This is a genomic window from Bacillota bacterium (assembly GCA_018333655.1).
Classification (GTDB): domain Bacteria; phylum Bacillota; class UBA994; order UBA994; family UBA994; genus BS524.
This window is the reverse complement of record JAGXTJ010000024.1, coordinates 1-15,713: the sequence shown is the minus strand read 5'-3', so window position 1 is coordinate 15,713 and position 15,713 is coordinate 1. Positions and strand designations below refer to the sequence as shown.

15 protein-coding genes and 1 pseudogene are annotated in these 15,713 nt (G+C 53.3%); 2 read left to right on the top strand and 14 right to left on the bottom strand.

Annotated features, from left to right (window positions below):
- Genes murB through KGZ92_05595 form a run of 4 tightly spaced genes read right to left on the bottom strand, consistent with a single transcriptional unit; the run spans position 1 to position 4,225 of the window.
- A complete protein-coding gene (gene murB / locus KGZ92_05610; protein MBS3888765.1) occupies positions 1 to 897 on the bottom strand; it encodes a UDP-N-acetylmuramate dehydrogenase in 897 nt (298 codons plus the stop codon).
- Positions 891 to 1,334, bottom strand: coding sequence for an NUDIX hydrolase (locus KGZ92_05605; GenBank protein MBS3888764.1), 444 nt, complete (start codon positions 1,332 to 1,334; stop codon positions 891 to 893). The genes murB and KGZ92_05605 overlap by 7 nt, the downstream gene beginning before the upstream one ends.
- Before the next feature lie 37 nt (positions 1,335 to 1,371).
- On the bottom strand, positions 1,372 to 3,069 hold the full coding sequence (argS, locus tag KGZ92_05600) for an arginine--tRNA ligase (GenBank protein ID MBS3888763.1): 1,698 nt from the start codon (positions 3,067 to 3,069) through the stop codon (positions 1,372 to 1,374).
- Positions 3,070 to 3,109: 40 nt separating this feature from the next.
- Positions 3,110 to 4,225 carry a M20/M25/M40 family metallo-hydrolase gene (locus KGZ92_05595; GenBank protein MBS3888762.1) on the bottom strand — a complete coding sequence of 372 codons (1,116 nt, stop codon included), beginning with the start codon at positions 4,223 to 4,225 and terminating at the stop codon, positions 3,110 to 3,112.
- 198 nt (positions 4,226 to 4,423) lie between these two features.
- Between KGZ92_05595 and murC the strand changes: the two genes are divergently transcribed.
- Positions 4,424 to 5,752 (top strand): UDP-N-acetylmuramate--L-alanine ligase, encoded by a 1,329-nt coding sequence (gene murC / locus KGZ92_05590; protein MBS3888761.1) that lies wholly within the window; start codon positions 4,424 to 4,426, stop codon positions 5,750 to 5,752.
- 106 nt (positions 5,753 to 5,858) lie between these two features.
- Here murC and KGZ92_05585 read toward each other — a convergent pair whose 3' ends face one another.
- The 10 genes and pseudogenes from KGZ92_05585 to rpmE form a co-directional block, all read right to left on the bottom strand.
- A complete protein-coding gene (locus tag KGZ92_05585; protein ID MBS3888760.1) occupies positions 5,859 to 7,382 on the bottom strand; it encodes an amidohydrolase family protein in 1,524 nt (507 codons plus the stop codon).
- Positions 7,383 to 7,501: 119 nt separating this feature from the next.
- The gene (locus tag KGZ92_05580) at positions 7,502 to 7,948 is read right to left on the bottom strand and encodes a hypothetical protein (protein MBS3888759.1); all 447 of its coding nucleotides are present in this window, start codon (positions 7,946 to 7,948) and stop codon (positions 7,502 to 7,504) included.
- Entirely contained in the window at positions 7,939 to 8,904 is a 966-nt protein-coding gene (locus tag KGZ92_05575) for a hypothetical protein (GenBank protein ID MBS3888758.1), read from the bottom strand. Before KGZ92_05575 ends, KGZ92_05580 begins: the two co-directional genes overlap by 10 nt.
- Positions 8,905 to 9,680: 776 nt before the next feature.
- Positions 9,681 to 10,061: a Fe-S cluster assembly scaffold protein NifU gene (nifU, locus tag KGZ92_05570; protein MBS3888757.1), complete on the bottom strand. Its 381-nt coding sequence runs from the start codon at positions 10,059 to 10,061 to the stop codon at positions 9,681 to 9,683.
- A 44-nt stretch (positions 10,062 to 10,105) separates the two neighbouring features.
- Positions 10,106 to 11,266, bottom strand: a complete 1,161-nt coding sequence (gene nifS, locus KGZ92_05565; GenBank protein ID MBS3888756.1) for a cysteine desulfurase NifS — start codon at positions 11,264 to 11,266, stop codon at positions 10,106 to 10,108.
- Positions 11,247 to 11,694, bottom strand: a pseudogene (locus KGZ92_05560) (RrF2 family transcriptional regulator). The gene nifS and the pseudogene KGZ92_05560 overlap by 20 nt, the downstream one beginning before the upstream one ends.
- Before the next feature lie 97 nt (positions 11,695 to 11,791).
- A complete protein-coding gene (prmC, locus tag KGZ92_05555; GenBank protein ID MBS3888755.1) occupies positions 11,792 to 12,667 on the bottom strand; it encodes a peptide chain release factor N(5)-glutamine methyltransferase in 876 nt (291 codons plus the stop codon).
- Positions 12,667 to 13,731, bottom strand: coding sequence for a peptide chain release factor 1 (gene prfA, locus KGZ92_05550; protein MBS3888754.1), 1,065 nt, complete (start codon positions 13,729 to 13,731; stop codon positions 12,667 to 12,669). The genes prmC and prfA overlap by 1 nt, the downstream gene beginning before the upstream one ends.
- Before the next feature lie 29 nt (positions 13,732 to 13,760).
- A complete protein-coding gene (locus KGZ92_05545) occupies positions 13,761 to 14,621 on the bottom strand; it encodes a DUF1385 domain-containing protein (GenBank protein MBS3888753.1) in 861 nt (286 codons plus the stop codon).
- A gap of 59 nt (positions 14,622 to 14,680) precedes the next feature.
- A complete protein-coding gene (gene rpmE / locus KGZ92_05540; GenBank protein ID MBS3888752.1) occupies positions 14,681 to 14,887 on the bottom strand; it encodes a 50S ribosomal protein L31 in 207 nt (68 codons plus the stop codon).
- 519 nt (positions 14,888 to 15,406) lie between these two features.
- Here rpmE and KGZ92_05535 point away from each other — a divergent pair.
- A partial coding sequence (locus tag KGZ92_05535) for a phage integrase N-terminal SAM-like domain-containing protein (protein ID MBS3888751.1) occupies positions 15,407 to 15,713 on the top strand: 307 nt, incomplete at its 3' end.

Genomic DNA, 15,713 nt, shown 5'->3' with positions numbered 1-15,713 from the left:
TTATTCTTCGCCGATGATGCGGATTTCTGGCTCGAGCCAGACATTGAATTTATCTTTAACCACTGCTTGGATATGGCAGATGAGGGCCCTGACGTCTTTAGCCGTAGCCTGGCCGACATTGACGATAAAGCCGGCGTGCAGGGTGGATACTTCGGCTCCGCCGATGCGATGCCCCTTGAGCCCTGCCTGCTCGATAAGCGTGCCGGCGAAGTGCCCCGGGGGGCGCTTAAAGACGCTGCCCGCGCTCGGCAGGGTAAGAGGTTGCTTTTCGCGCCGCCTGCGGTTTAAGTCCTCTATCTTGGCGTAGATTTGCTCGCGACTACCGCTCTTCAGTGCCAGCGTCGCCTCGAGGGCGATAAGTTTCTTCTTTTGCAGCAGGCTCTGGCGGTAGCCAAAGCTAAGCTCGTCTAGAGTCAGTAGTTGCTCATGGCCCTCTGCCGTTAAGACGAGTACGGATGTTACGACATCTTTCATCTCGCCGTCGTAGGCGCCGGCGTTCATGGTGAGGGCGCCGCCAAGTGTGCCGGGTATGCCCGCGGCAAACTCTAAGCCCGTAAGGGAAGCCTCGGCCGCCTGGTGCGCTAAGGTGGACAAGAGCACCCCGCAACCAGCCACAACCTCTGTGCCCCGTACTTCTACCCAGTCGAGGGTGCTGGCAAGCTTAATAACTAAGCCACGAATACCGCCGTCTAGCACCAAGAGGTTACTGCCCTGCCCCAGTATGGTGACAGGGATGCCTAGTGAAAGCGCCAAAGCAAAGGCTTTTTTAAGCTCGGCGACGCTAGAGGGCACATAGAGCGCGTCTGCCACACCCCCAATGCGGAAGCTAGAATGCTCGCTCATGGGTTCGTTGAAACGCAAATCACCCGTCAAGTACGCCTGTAATTGCTCTAACATGGCAGAGCTCCTTTGTCAAAACTGTGCAGCACTGCATAAGCCTCGGCTAACTTTTGCCGGTCGGGGGCATATGTTAAAAGCGACAAGGCCTCGGGCACACTCATGTACTGCCCGCGTTTAATCTCGCGGCCGTCGCAGCGAATGTTTTTGTCTTTGGCCCGCATCAAGAACCAGTAGACGGTCTTGTCATGCCTTGCTTTGTGGTGGTGAACATAGAAGCTGTAGTCGGTAGAGCCAAGGCCAGCGAGCACTTCTGGTTCGACACCGGCCTCTTCGGCCACCTCGCGGAGAGCCGCCTGGCGGGGGGTCTCCCCTTCTTCTAAGTGGCCTTTCGGAAAGACCACATCTTGGCGAAAATTAGTCAGTACCAGCACTTCGTCGCCGCAAAAGACTATGCCCCCGGCGCTCCACTCCTTGACGGTCGTTCTTTCCTCCACCGCTCGCGCCTCCTTTTCTTAAAGCTTTCTGCCCTTACTACATTCTCTCTACCGCAGAGAGCCCTAAGAGGTAGAGCCCACGCGCGAGCACCACCTTAGTGGCGCGAACTAGGGCTAGGCGCGCGTTTTGCACGCCGTCATCGCTACCGATAATGCGGCAATGATGGTAGAAGCGATTAAAAGCCTGCGCTAGGTCGAGCACGTAGCGCGCCACTACAGAGGGCTCGAACTCTAGGGCGGCCTTGGCAACTATGGGGGCAAACTCGCCCAAAAGCTTGATGAGGGGCAGCGCATATTCGTCCGTGAGGGCAGCTATATCGGCCTCTACGCCCGGCACCTCCGCGGCTTTACGCAGCACGGCACAGGCGCGGGCATGGGTGTACTGCAGGTAGGGCCCTGTTTCGCCGTCAAAATTGAGCATTTCCTCCCAGTCAAAGGTCACATCTTTAATGCGCCCATGCTTGAGGTCGCTAAAGATAATGGCCCCCACGCCGACCTTCTCGGCTATCTCTTCTTTACCTTCTAAGGTGGGGTTCTTGTGCTCTATAACCGCTAAGGCTAGCTCAATGCTCTTATTTAAGACGTCTTCCAGAAAAACGATGTTGCCGCGGCGGGTCGACATGCGCCCTTCGGGGAACTTAAACAGCCCAAAGCTGACATGCACCACCTTGTCGCCGGCAGCCTCACCCATGAGTTTAAGTACGGCGGCGAGCTGCTTAAAGACTAAGGTCTGCTCTTGCCCCACCACGTAGAGCAAAAGATGCGGCTCGTGGGTGCGCTGGCGGTAGAGGGCGGCGGCGAGGTCGCGGGTGGCGTAAAGCGTTGCCCCGTCTGACTTTTTAAGGAGCATGGGCGGCAAGCCCTGTGCCTCTAAGTCGACAATGAGCGCGCCGTCAGAGAGCGTGGCTAGCCCCTGTGCCTCTATTTGCGCTACGGTGGGGGCGAGCAAGGGCTCGTAGAAACTTTCGCCTAGCAAGTGGTCAAAGGTGATGTCCAAGAGTTCGTAAACACGTTTAAATTCGACTAGGCTGACTGTTTTAAAGAGCTCCCAGTACTTGCGTATGGCGGGGTCGCCTGCTTCGAGGCGCCGAAAATACTCGCGCGCTTGGCTCTCTAGCTCCGGGTTCTGCGCGGCCTCTTGGTGGAATTTGACATAAAGGCGAAAGAGCTTGTCGACGGCGTTTTCTTCTAGGGGGTCGCCCTCGCCATACAGTTCGTAGGCGACAATTAGTTTGCCAAACTGGGTGCCCCAGTCGCCAAGATGATTAACGCGCACCACGCTGTAGCCTAGCTCTGTAAAAATGCGCGAGAGGCTGTGCCCGATAACGGTGGTGCGAAGATGCCCTATGCCAAAAGGCTTAGCAATATTGGGCGACGAAAAGTCTATGACTATGTTTTTGCCTTGGCCGGGCTGCGTATTGCCATACAAGAAGCCCTCATTTTGCAAGCCGGCCATAATTTCTTCAGCCACACGGTGGCTCAAGAAGGTGATGTTTAAGTACCCCCCCATGGCTTCTACTTTGCTGGCCAGTGCCGACAAATCGACCTCGCTGGCGAGTTTAGCTGCGATGCTGGCGGGGGACTGCCGCCTTTGCTTCGCTAAGGCGAAACAGGGTATAGCGACATCGCCCCAGTTGGAATTTGGGGGGGACTCCATCATGGCGCGCACAGTGTGGACAGGTAAATCTAAGTGTGGCGCTAATTTTAAAGCTACAATCTGACGAAACTTCTCCATGTGGTGATGGGCCTCCCTTGTTTTAGCGAATAAGTATCAGTTAGGGCTGCGCGATAATAGCTAGGGTCAACTCGGCTATCTTTTCTAGGTTTTCGACCGAGATATATTCTTCGGTGGTGTGCACCTTCATGTAGCCCATGCCTAGGTTGACGCAAGAAATGCCAAACTGGGCAAAGATATTGGCGTCACAGCCGCCCCCCGACGAGACTAAGGATGGTGTAAGCCCAATGCTCTCGGCCGCTCTTTTGGCAATTTGCACCACTTCTGCCTCGGGTGCAAGAGAAAAAGCGTTGTACATGCGGCTGATAGCAACTTCGGCTACGGCTCCCCGCTCGGTGGCGCCTTCTTCTAAGGCCTGCCGCATATGCTCTGACTGCTGTTTTAACTTCTGCATGTTTAAGCTACGGGCTTCTCCCCTTAACTCGACCATGTCTGGTATAATGTTTGTTGCGGCTCCACCGCTGATAACGCCGATATTGGCCGTCGTCTCGTAGTCGATACGACCAAGCTGCATGCGCGACAAGCCCGCCGCCGCAGCCACGATGGCGTTTACGCCGTCTTCGGGGTTAACACCGGCATGGGCGGCTTTGCCCCTAACCGTAGCCTTGATTCTGTCTTGCGCCGGCCCCTCGATCACAATCGACCCCACCGGGCCACCGCCGTCTAGTACAAAGCCCATCTTGGCAGACACAGCCGCGTAGTCGAGGTTCTTAGCACCCCTGAGCCCGCCTTCCTCGGCGACGGTGAGGACGATTTCGACTGGGCCATGCGGCAACTTACTCTCTAGCAGGGTTTGCACGGCCTCGATAATGCCCGCTACCCCTGCCAAATCGTCTGCGGCGAGAATAGTAGTGCCATCGCTATAGATTACCCCGTCGCGTACCACAGGCTTTATGCCTAAGCCGGGCGAGACGCGGTCCATATGGGCCGAGAGCATGATGGCGGGTTTCTGTAGGGTGCCGGGGAGCTTAATAATTAGATTGCCCGCGTCGCCGCCTATTTTTTCTCCGGCTTGGTCTTCGTATACTAAAAAACCTAGCTCCTTAAACTGTCGGGTGATTTCGCTGGCGATGCGCCCTTCCTTGGTCGTTTCGGCATCAATTTGCACTAAGGCGAGAAAGTTATTTAAAAGCCTCTTGTTGTTAATTGGTGACATGCGCTACCTCCTAAAACTACAGCCATTACGTTAATAGTATACTCTAGATTCTCGAATACGCAATTTACCTGCGGCTAACTTTTTGCCGCGAAGTATAATACACGCTCGGTCACGACAAGCTAGAATGCACAACCTTAGGGGGTTAGTCCTTTGTTTAAGCCTAAGCACATTCACTTTATTGGCATAGACGGCATTTCGATGAGCGCGCTGGCACTCATTATGCAAAAACGCGGCCACAAGGTCTCCGGCTCTGACCTTAAGCACTCGCCGCTCACGGCGCGGCTGGGCGAGAGGGGCGCCTGCCTCTACCAAGGGCATGCGAGCGCCTATGTGGAGGGGGCAGACATGGTCGTCTACACAGCCGCCATTAAGCCAGATAACCCTGAGCTAGTAAGGGCGCGCGCCATGGGCGTGCCCGTTTTAAGCCGTGCGGAGTTTTTAGGTGCGCTTATGGGCGAGGCTAAGGTAGGCATTGCGGTAAGCGGCTCACACGGCAAGACGACGACCACGGCGCTGCTTGGGCTAATGCTCGAGCAGGCGGATAAGAACCCTACGGTACTGATCGGGGGCGAGCTTGACGCCCTAGGCGGCAATGTTAAAGTGGGCGGGGGCGAGTTTTTTGTCGCGGAGGCCTGCGAGTATGTAGAAACATTCTTGGCCTTAAAGCCGCACGTGGGCATCATCCTAAACATAGATGCGGACCATCTTGACTACTTCGGTGACCTCAGCCATGTGGTCGCCGCCTTTCGGCGCTTTGTGGGGGTGCTGCCGCCAGATGGCCTACTCGTGGCCTGCCATGACGATGCCAATGTACGGGAGATTCTTAAGTTTACCCCTTGCCAAGCTGTTACCTATGGTCTGATGCAGGGTGGCGACTACTTCGCGACTAATATTGCACTACAAGCCGAAGGGGGTAGCTCCTTTGATGTCTATGCGAGGGGCACGTACAGAGGCAGGGTGTGCCTTAAAGTCAATGGCCGCCATAACATCTTAAACTCCTTGGCCTGCCTAGCGGTAGGAGATTACTTGGGGCTACCTTGGGCTAGCATGAGCGAGACCCTGCGCACTTTTGTCGGCACGCACCGCCGCTTTGAGTTAAAGGCGTGTTTTAACGGTGCGACGGTAATTGACGACTATGCCCATCATCCGACAGAAATTATCGCGACCCTTTCGGCGGCGCGAGATATTGCCAAGGGGCGCATTATTACCGTATTTCAGCCGCACACTTATACCCGCACTAAGTCTCTGCTCAGCGACTTTGCCAAGTCTTTCGCCGAGGCCGACGAAGTAATCATCGTCCCTATTTACGCCGCGCGCGAAAAAGACATTTACGGGGTGAGTTCGCTAGACTTGGTGGCGCAAATTTCGCTCGTGCACGCTAATGTGCGCTACTGTGGTTCTCTCGCCGCAGCCGCTAGTTACTTAGCGACCCACCTACAGCCGGATGAAATGCTGATAACCATGGGGGCGGGCGATGTGCATATGGTGGGCGAAATGCTGCTAGGCGAGGGCGATGCCCCGAAATAGAGTGGCCAGAATAGAGTGGCCAGTAAAGTTAAAACAACCCCCGTAGCTCAGTTCACCTGGGCTGCGGGGGCTTTATGTTGCAAGGGGTATCGTGGCAGTTGCGCTTTTAGGGCAGCGGCGCTTGCTGCCTGTTGCGCCGCAAAACCTGCCCACCGGTGTTGCCGGTAAACTCACTACCCACTACCGAAGGCACGCCATTAACAAAGACGTAGTCGATACCAGTGGGAAACTGCTCCGGCCGCGAAAATGTGGCCAAATCTTCTACCTCGGAGAGGCGAAACATAACTAGGTCTGCTCGGTAGCCCTCTTTGACCAAGCCGCGGTCAGTGAGCCCAATAAAGGTGGCGGGCAAACCTGTCATGCGCCGCACACCCTCTTCGAGGGTGAGTAGCCTAGCGTCGCGCACATACTTGGCCAAGAAACGCGGGAAAGTACCAAAGCCTCGCGGGTGAGTGGCAATGCTGCCCGTAATGGGGGGCGCATTATTATCTGACGCAATGGCTGTGAAAGGGGCACTTAAGACTTTGCGCAGGTTTTCTTCGGACATAAGTAGCCCCGTCACGAGGGTTTCAGTGCGAGGGTTAACACCAAGCGCGGCGTCATGCCGCAAGAGGTTGTCTATAACTTGCGCTGGAGTAAGGCCTTCTTGTGCGGCGATATCGCTCAAGGTGGTGTCTAGATACTTGGTGCCGTAGGGGTGAGTGGTGCGCTTTAAGAGCAGGTCGCGCGGGTCGCGGTGGGCGTGTAGGCGGAGCGGCCAAGAGGTGGCGAAGTCGGGCGCTAGGTAGGGGTAGGCATCGGCAATGACATTAAGGCCCGCGCGCCGCGCCTCGGTGATGAGGTTGATGGCTAAGTCTTGCAGAGGCCAGTTTTCGCGCCAGCGCACCTTGAAATGGGTGATGCTGGTACCGACTCCGCTCGCTCTGGCGACTGCTAGGGCCTCTTCTATAGCGGGCAGTATTTGCGCGGCCTCGTCGCGTACATGGGTAATATATACGCCGCCGTGTGCCGCCACAATTTTATTTAGCGCAACTAGCTCCGGAATCGTGGCTGGGGCATTGTACCAGTATTCAAGCGCTGAAGACAACCCAAAAGAGCCTTCCTCCATGGCACGCGTGACCATCGCGCTCAGGGTGGCGAGCTCAGCTGGGGTGATATTGCTTCTTAGCTCTACTACGCTGTGGCGCATAAGACCATGTCCAAGCAAGGTAGCAAAGTTAACGCCTAAATTAGGCAGGGCCTCGATTTCGGCTAGGTACTGGCCGATGTTCTGGCGCGAGCGTCCGTCCTGACCGACTAAGACGGTGGTCACGCCTTGCCGCAAGGCGGCTAAGGCCTCGGGGTGAGCACGGATGGTAGAGTCGACATGGGAGTGTATGTCGACAAAGCCGGGGGTCAGTATGTAGCCCGCGCCTCTTATTTCTTTCTTGCCGGAGCGAATCGGCACGGAGCCAACTATGGCGATGTGCTCACCCTTGAGGGCGACATCGGCGCGAAAAGCTGGCCCCCCCGAGCCATCGACTATGGTTGCCCCGCGAATTACTACGTCGTATAAAATTTGTGGCGGCGTCAAAGTGGCATCGTAGAGAAAGGCGGCCGGCAAAAGAACCAGGAGGGCAAGTAGCAGCACAAACTTAAACTTCAGCGTATTCCCTCCTACCTGTTCACTAACTTGTCTCTTGTTCAGTATAAAGCACAAGAGCGCACAACGCTAGCGACATGGCGGGGCGCGCTGTCAGACTGAAGTTCCTAGTTGCCGCCCGCAGTAATAATCCCATATATCTTGGAAACATCACTCTTGCGTATAATTCTATAAACACGTCCCTCAATACCGATGTACTTATTGCCATAAATTCTCACATAACTATACCAATCATCTGAGGTATAAATCAGTATCTCATAAGACTCAAATGGGCGAGTTCTCCAACTGCGATTATTGCCAAATGCAGGTATCAAAATGGCCTCATCGAGAATGCGCATAATGCGATAGATATCATAGGGCTCTTTAACTCCGTATGTTGGCGAATTATATGGAGGGTTAAGCACTGAGATCTCTAGTTTGATGATATCAGTGTAGGCTGCTAGTTTTAACGCATGATTAACACTTGTGCTTTGCATTAGGAGATACAAAGCACAAGTGCATAAAATGATGCCCAGCATAATTACTAGTTTTGCATACTTCATAGCTATTGCCAAGGTATAGAGAATCTACCTACCAGATTGTATGTTGGAGCGCCGGGATCGTAGTAAAACTGATTGTATCCTCTAACTATCTGTGAAATTGTTGAATTTGACCAGGTAGAGCAGTAGACTCCCGTCATAAAGGAAATATTATCCACAGCAGTTTGTTTAGTTGGAGATGCAAAGTCGATCACTGCATCAGTTGTATTCACCCGTGCTTCATCGACTATTGTTACATAGTATTGATTGCTCCCGGCTCTCATTATGTTATATATGTCTTGAATGGTAATGTAATGTCTTGTCACTTCGTCTGATCCATCATGCCTAATACTCTCAGTTCTAAATGTGATTATGTCATTCCTGTTTGCTAGAGACAAGGCCCAATATGGAATACTGATTTGCACGGGGGCAAAGATTAATGCGAAATCAATAATTCCTTGGGCCCATTGCTGATGCTTATTAGAGTCATAAGAATGCCTTTGGTAGGCATCAGTGTATACAGAAAAGAAATTTCTAAACTCATGATTGCTATATGTGCCATAGTATGTCGGACTACTCACAGAGCTTACCGTTAACTCCATGTTTGTTTTGGGAGAGTAAAACCTATAGCGCTCGATATACCCGCTTTTTGTTTCAAGATCCTTTAGTTCCTCTAGTAAGATTAGCTCAAGGTGACCCTGTCCTAAGTCCTTAAGGTTCAAATTCTTAATGAACTGTCTTATTTCAGTTAGATTCTTGATATTCTCACTTTGGACAACTTGCTCCGCGCTCATCTCTGTATTCTTTTTTATAGCAATAAGATTATCTATCGCTATAAAAGACAATTCTCTTACATCATAGTTGGCGCTATTTGTTATCAGACTAATTGGAGACATTAAAGAGTCGGTTGGACTGGCTTCATGCGCTTGGGCTAGCGCGACATTTGGCAGTAGCAAAGAACAGAGTACAACCACAAAAATGATTTTCCTCATGGATTAGTCCTCCCTCTCATGTTCGTAGAAAATGCGTTACAGTCGTTATATGTACGTCTCTAGGCTATGCGCTAGTCGTTTTGAGTAAGATTCTCGAGGAGGGGACATCGCACTTTTTAATGGGGACGTTTTCCGACTACCCTAAAAGACCCTGACTAGCCGCTGAAGTTGCACCTTAGGGTAACATTCGAGACCCCCCTTCCTTATTAAAGGACTAGCAGGAATAGATGGGACAGTTTGACACTGTGATAACTATACTATCACGGAAATAGCACCAACACAAGGATAGTGTTGGCAATCCGGTGAAATATATGGGCCTTGCAGCCACGGGTTCGCTAATCTGCCATTAGCCACGACGCATCAAACTAACGAACTACCGGTTCACTAACTTGTCTCTTGTTCAGTATAAAGCACAAGAGCGCACATTGCCAGACAGAAGAGTACCAGAGGCAAGAAGCAAGAGATAAGAAGCAGGAGCAGGGAAAGCACGTTTTTTACCACAGAGTACATAACTAGAGGTTAGAGATTGGAAATTAGAGGTTAGAGAGGGGAAGGCGCGTTTTTTACCACAGAGTACACAGAGGTCACAGAGAAACAAGGAGTTAAGTACATTTGAGTTAAGTTAGATGTGCTCGTTCCTTGTTCCTCTCTTTTCCACGCCTCTGTGTACTCTGTGGTTGAAATCGGCTCCTACCCTTCACCACGGAGAGGGATCTTTTTCTGACCACAAAGTAAAATCCCCATCCGCAACAAGGCGGAGGGGATCAGTGCGGGACTTAGGCGTGCTTGCGTTCGCGATAATTCTTAATAGCGCCATGCAGGGCGTCGGCGGCTAGGTTTGAACAGTGCATTTTCACCGGCGGCAGGCCGTCGAGCGAAGAGGCCACATCTTTGTTGCTCATATTTAGCGCCTCGTCTAAGGTCTTGCCTTTGGCTAGCTCCGTGACCATACTGCTGGTGGCGACGGCGGCCCCACAGCCAAAGGTCTGAAATTTAATGTCACTGATGCGCTCGTCTTGGTCGACTTTAATGTAGATGCGCATGATGTCGCCGCAGCTGATGTTGCCGACCTCGCCTATGCCATCGGCGTCGTCAAGCGACCCAACATTGCGCGGATTCTTAAAGTGGTCCATGACCTTTTCGTTGTAACTACTCATAATTATCCTCCTCGGGGTGCAAAGCACAACCCTGTTTCTTACTGTTATCTCTTGTGGAAAAGGGGTGACATCTGGCGCAGACGCAGGACGATGGGTGGCAGTATAGAGAGCACATAGTCCACTTCCGCCGGGGTAGTGTCGCGCCCTAAGGTCAGGCGCAACGAGCCATGCGCCTCGCCATGACTTAAGCCCATGGCCAGCAAGACATGCGAAGGGTCGAGACTGCCAGAGGTGCAGGCTGAGCCGCTAGAGACGGCTACGCCCTGCATGTCAAGGCTTAGGATGAGCGACTCACCTTCGACATAGCGAATGCTGATATTGACATTGCCGGGCAGACGCTCTGTGGGGTGGCCATTTGGCTTGACCTCGGGTATTTCTAAGAGCCCCGCCATGAGTTTGTCGCGCAGGGCCGCTACTTCGGCCTGCTTACTGGTCATATCGGCAGCGGCTATTTCTAAAGCCTTGGCTAGGCCGATAATGCCCACATGATTTTCGGTGCCGGGCCGGAACTTGCGCTCTTGCCCGCCGCCATGGTAGAGGGGCTTTAACTTCGTGCCTTTGCGAATGTAGAGCACGCCTATGCCCTTAGGCCCGTAGAACTTATGGGCGGACAAGGTGAGCAAATCGACGCCGAGGTCGTCGACATTAACAGGAATGCTGCCTACAGTCTGCACGGCATCGGTGTGAAAAGTTACTTTGTGCTCTCGCGCTATGGCGCTAATCTCGCGGATCGGCTGTATGGTGCCGACTTCGTTGTTGGCATGCATTATAGTGATAAGAATAGTGTCGGGGCGAAGCGCCGCCAAAACGTCCTCTACGCGCACACGGCCATACTCGTCGACCGGCAGGTAAGTTACGGCAAAACCTTGGGTCTCCAAGTACTTACAGGCATCTAGTACGGCATGATGCTCGATTTGGGAAGTTATGATGTGGCGCCCCTGGCCCTTTTTGGCGAGAGCTACGCCTTGTATAGCGATATTATCCGCTTCGGTGCCGCCAGAGGTAAAGTAGATTTCTCTAGGTGAGGCGCCTAGCACCTTGGCCACCCTTTCGCGGGCGCTGTCAACTGCTTGGCGTGACTCGCGGCCGAAGCTATGAATGCTAGACGGATTGCCAAAGCTGTTATGAAAGTAGGGCAGCATGGCGGCGATAACTTCGGGGTGAACAGGGGTTGTTGCGGCGTGGTCAAAATACACTCTTTGCATTAGCGCACCTCCTGACTAATTTTTTCTGTCGCGCAAGCGGCTAAGTGGGCTAGAGTTGTGTCGTCGAGAACTTGGCTCATGCTGGCCGACACGCGAGACCAAAGCTCACGCGTGACACAGACATGCACTCTTTCACAAGGGCCATTGTGGTCGCAATCAACAAGACGAATGGGGCCTTCGACCGCGCGCACGATGTCGCCCGAGGTTATCTCCGCCGGGCTTTTGGCCAGTATGTAGCCACCGCCCGCGCCTCTAATGCCTGTCACCAAGGCTGCTCTTCTAAGATCCATAAAAATCTGCTCGAGATATTGCTCCGAAATATCTTCTCTCTCGGCAATAAATCGCAGTGACACGGGGCCGCTGTCTCCGTGCAAGGCCACGACAACTAGGGCCCTTACGGCATACTGCCCCTTGGTAGATAGGCGCATGACCCCACTCCTTATTCTGATTAAGATAGCCTTCTTAGATACTAAAAAACCCGAGGCATTCCCTCGGGTTTAATTCTACGCCTAGTAGGTGGCTTTGTCAACACCGCCTGCCAGCGCAGACCCTGTCACGGCCGGCCAAGTCTTGGGAGAGGGTAATTTCGCCAAAACCCGCCGCACTGAACATTGCCGCTACGTCGGCCCCCTGCGTAGCACCGATTTCTACCGCGAGGCACCCTGCGGGATGCAGGAAGGCAGGGGCTTGTGCAACTATGTGGCGGTAAAATTCTAGCCCATCTGGCCCCCCATCTAGGGCGAGACGCGGCTCCTCTTGTACTGCAGGGTCGAGAGTAGCGATCTCTCTGCTCGGAATATAGGGCGGGTTACTTACTACCAGGTGAAACTTGCGGCCCTGTACGGGCTGCCACAGACTACCCTCGCGCAGCAAAACCCTGTCGGCTAGACCTAAGTGGCGGGTATTTGTGGCGGCGACCTCTAGTGCGGCAGGAGACACATCGGTCAGGGTGAGGCGCGCCTTGTAACCCGAAGCGGCGAGGGAGAGGCCCACGCAGCCAGAGCCGGTGCACATATCGAGCACCTCGAGCTCTTCGCTATAGAGACTCGCGAGATGAGCTAATTTTGCGAGCGCCACCTCGACCAATATTTCGGTGTCGGGGCGGGGAATAAGCACAGCGGGAGTTAGTATAAACTCCCGCCCGTAAAATTCGGTGCGACCGAGGAGGTATTGCAGGGGAACCCCCGCGGCAAGACGCGCAATATCGGTCTGGTAGCACTGCACATAATCATGCGCTATGAGCTTCTCCGGCGCGGCAAAAAACTCGGCCCGCGTTATGCCAAGCACAGCGCGCAGGGCTACTTCGGCCTGCCAGGCGGCGTCTGCTACCCCCGCCGACGAAAGCTCTGCGCTGCCCCAGCGAAAGATACTTTGCCAGGTTAAGGATGACTTAGCGCCCATTATGACCGCTGCAATTTCTCGAGCTGATCGTGCGTGGTCAGGGCGTCAATTAACTCATGGATGTCGCCATCGAGAATGGCGTCGAGGCGATGGGTGGTGAGGTTGATGCGGTGGTCAGAGACACGGCTCTGCGAGAAATTATAGGTGCGAATGCGCTCACTGCGGTCGCCGCTACCTACTTGGCCGCGCCTTGCTTCAGTCAGCTCGGCGTCGCGCTTGCTTTGCTCTGCCTCTAAAAGACGCGCGCGCAAGACCTTCATGGCCTTGTCGCGGTTCTTGGTTTGCGATTTTTCGTCCTGCATATTGACGGCAATGCCAGTCGGCAAGTGGGTGATACGCACTGCGGAATAAGTAGTATTTACGGACTGCCCACCGGGGCCGCTCGAACAAAAGGTGTCGATGCGCAAATCGTTTTGGTCAATCATGATATCTACTTCTTCGGCCTCGGGCAGCACGGCCACCGTCGCGGTAGAAGTATGGATGCGCCCACTCGCCTCGGTGTCTGGCACCCTCTGCACGCGGTGCACACCGCTCTCAAATTTAAGTTTGCTGTAAGCGCCCTTGCCTTCGATCATAAAGATGGCTTCTTTGAAGCCGCCGAGGTCACTTAGGGACGCTGACATGAGCTCTGTCTTCCAACCTTGGCGCTCGGCAAAACGCGTGTACATGCGGTACAAATTGCCGGCAAAAAGTGCCGCCTCATTGCCACCCGCCCCGGCGCGCACCTCCACGATGACGTTCTTGTCGTCATTCGGGTCCTTAGGCAGGAGCAAGACTTTTATCTCGGCCTGCAAACGCAGAGAAGCCTCTTGCTGCACCCTCACCTCGGCTTCGAGCATGTCGCGAAACTCGGGGTCGTTTTGGCCCTCTAAGGCCCGTTTAAGCTCCGCCACCTCATTCATGGCTTTGTCTAGCTCCTCGAAGGCGGTGACTAAGTCGGTGAGAGAAGCGCGTTCTTTAATTAAGGCACGCCACTCATTTTGGCGGCCGATAACGCTAGGGTCACTGACAAGAGCGGTCAACTCATCGTAGCGCTCTTTAATTGCTCTTAGTTTTTCAATCATTCTTACACCTCTGGTCTGTGGTTTGTCAGTTAGTTGGCGGGCTCTAGCGCGGCTTTAAGGGCGGCGATAGCGACCTCTACTTGGGCATCATCCGGCTCGCGCGTGGTTAAGCGCTGTAGCAGTAGCCCCGGCCACATCACTAGACGCCAAACGCGACTAGTACTACGCGCAGAAAATTTTATTACTTCATAGGCTAAGCCGGCAACTAGCGGCAAAAATAATATGCGCAGCACTACACGCACTATGAGGCTGGGCCAGCCAAAGAGAGAGAAAAATAGCATGCTAAGAACCATGACTATGAGCAAAAAAGCTGTTCCACACCTAAGGTGCAGGGCAGAGTGCTTCTTGACATTGGCCACGGTTAATTCTTCCCCGGCTTCGTAACAGGCAATGACCTTGTGTTCGGCACCATGGTACTGGTAAAAGCGCCGCAGTTCAGACCAAGCGGAGATGGCCGAAATATAGCCGACGAAAATAAGTAAGCGAATGGCCCCCTCGGTCAAATTAGCCGCTACAGGGTGCAACACGTTGTAGCCTAGAAGACGAACGAGCACTGTTGGTAAGAGAAAGAATAGCCCCACCGCGAGCGCTACCCCCGCTAGCACCGTAAGACCAAGTGTGCCCTTAGATAATTGCAGATCCTCATCGCCTGACTCCGCTGCCGAATACATCAGGGCGTCAAGGCCGATGACTAGGGTATCGACTAACGCTACCGCCCCACGCACAATAGGCAGCCTAAAAAAGCGGCTGCGCGATACAGAGGAGGCCGTTTTGCGCCTGGTGACGCTAATAGTCTGGTCGCTGCGCCTGACCGCAATAGCCAAACCCTCGGGTGCGCGCATCAAGACGCCTTCCATGACGGCTTGGCCGCCCACGGTTTTGCCTGCCACGCCCATACCTCCTCGCTAAGGTACAAGAAGCAGAGCGCATCGCTCTGCTTCACGGTGTCTTACTGTTCCGTTAACCCGTACTTCTTCTTGAAACGATCGACACGACCGCCGGCATCGGCAAACTTTTGCTTGCCAGTGAAGAAGGGGTGACACTTAGAGCAGAGCTCAACGCGCAACTGTTTCTTCACAGAACCCGACTCAAACGTTGCACCGCAGGCGCAGGTTACTAGGGCTTTATGGTAAATGGGATGAATTTTCTCTTTCACGCTGATTCACCTCTTTTCGGAGACTACTCGGAAATTATACCATGGAGAAAGACAGGTGACAAGGCAATATTTTCGTTTGCTAAGAAACAGGGAGGCAAGAGACAAGAAGCAAGAGGCAAGAGGCAAGAGGCAAGAGACAAGAGGCAAGAGACAAGAAGCAAGATGTAAGACGCAAGAGGCAAGTAACGTTTATTAACCACAGAGGACACAGAGTAATAAAGAGAGAAACAAGGAGTTTAGTTGCGCAGTCAGCGACAGCGGGGACGGTTCTTTTTGTCGGTATTTTGCGACAAAAAGAAGAACGAAATCGCTGTCGCGATAGCTTAACTTAAAAGAATAAAACGAAAAGGCAACCCCTTTTGTGGTATTGTTTAATCGCCAAACAAAACAATACAAAGGGGAGTCTTTTCGCATGATGATCATACCACAACTGTCGCCCTTCTGCCACGTCAACTGTAAGCCGAGAGATCCTCCTAAGCGTAATGACCGGGGTGGCATTACGTTTTAGGAGGGTTTTGTATGTTTAACATCAGTAAGGAGCTCGAGTTATACTTTGAGTTAAAGGGAACGCCAGCGTCCTCGCGAGAGTCGTATGCTCGCCGGATAATCGCATTCAACGAGTTCTTGCGGGCAAGGGACAAGAGCCCGGACGAAGCCGTGACAAGAGATGTTCAAGAATACATCTTGTACCTCAGGCAAAAGAAAGGGCTATCCGCCGGAACTATCAACACCTACATTTCTTCAATTAGGTTTTTCTTCATACACGTGCTAGGCAAGGACTGGGACAAGAACAGGATCCCTCGGATGAGAAGAGTACGTAAGCTCC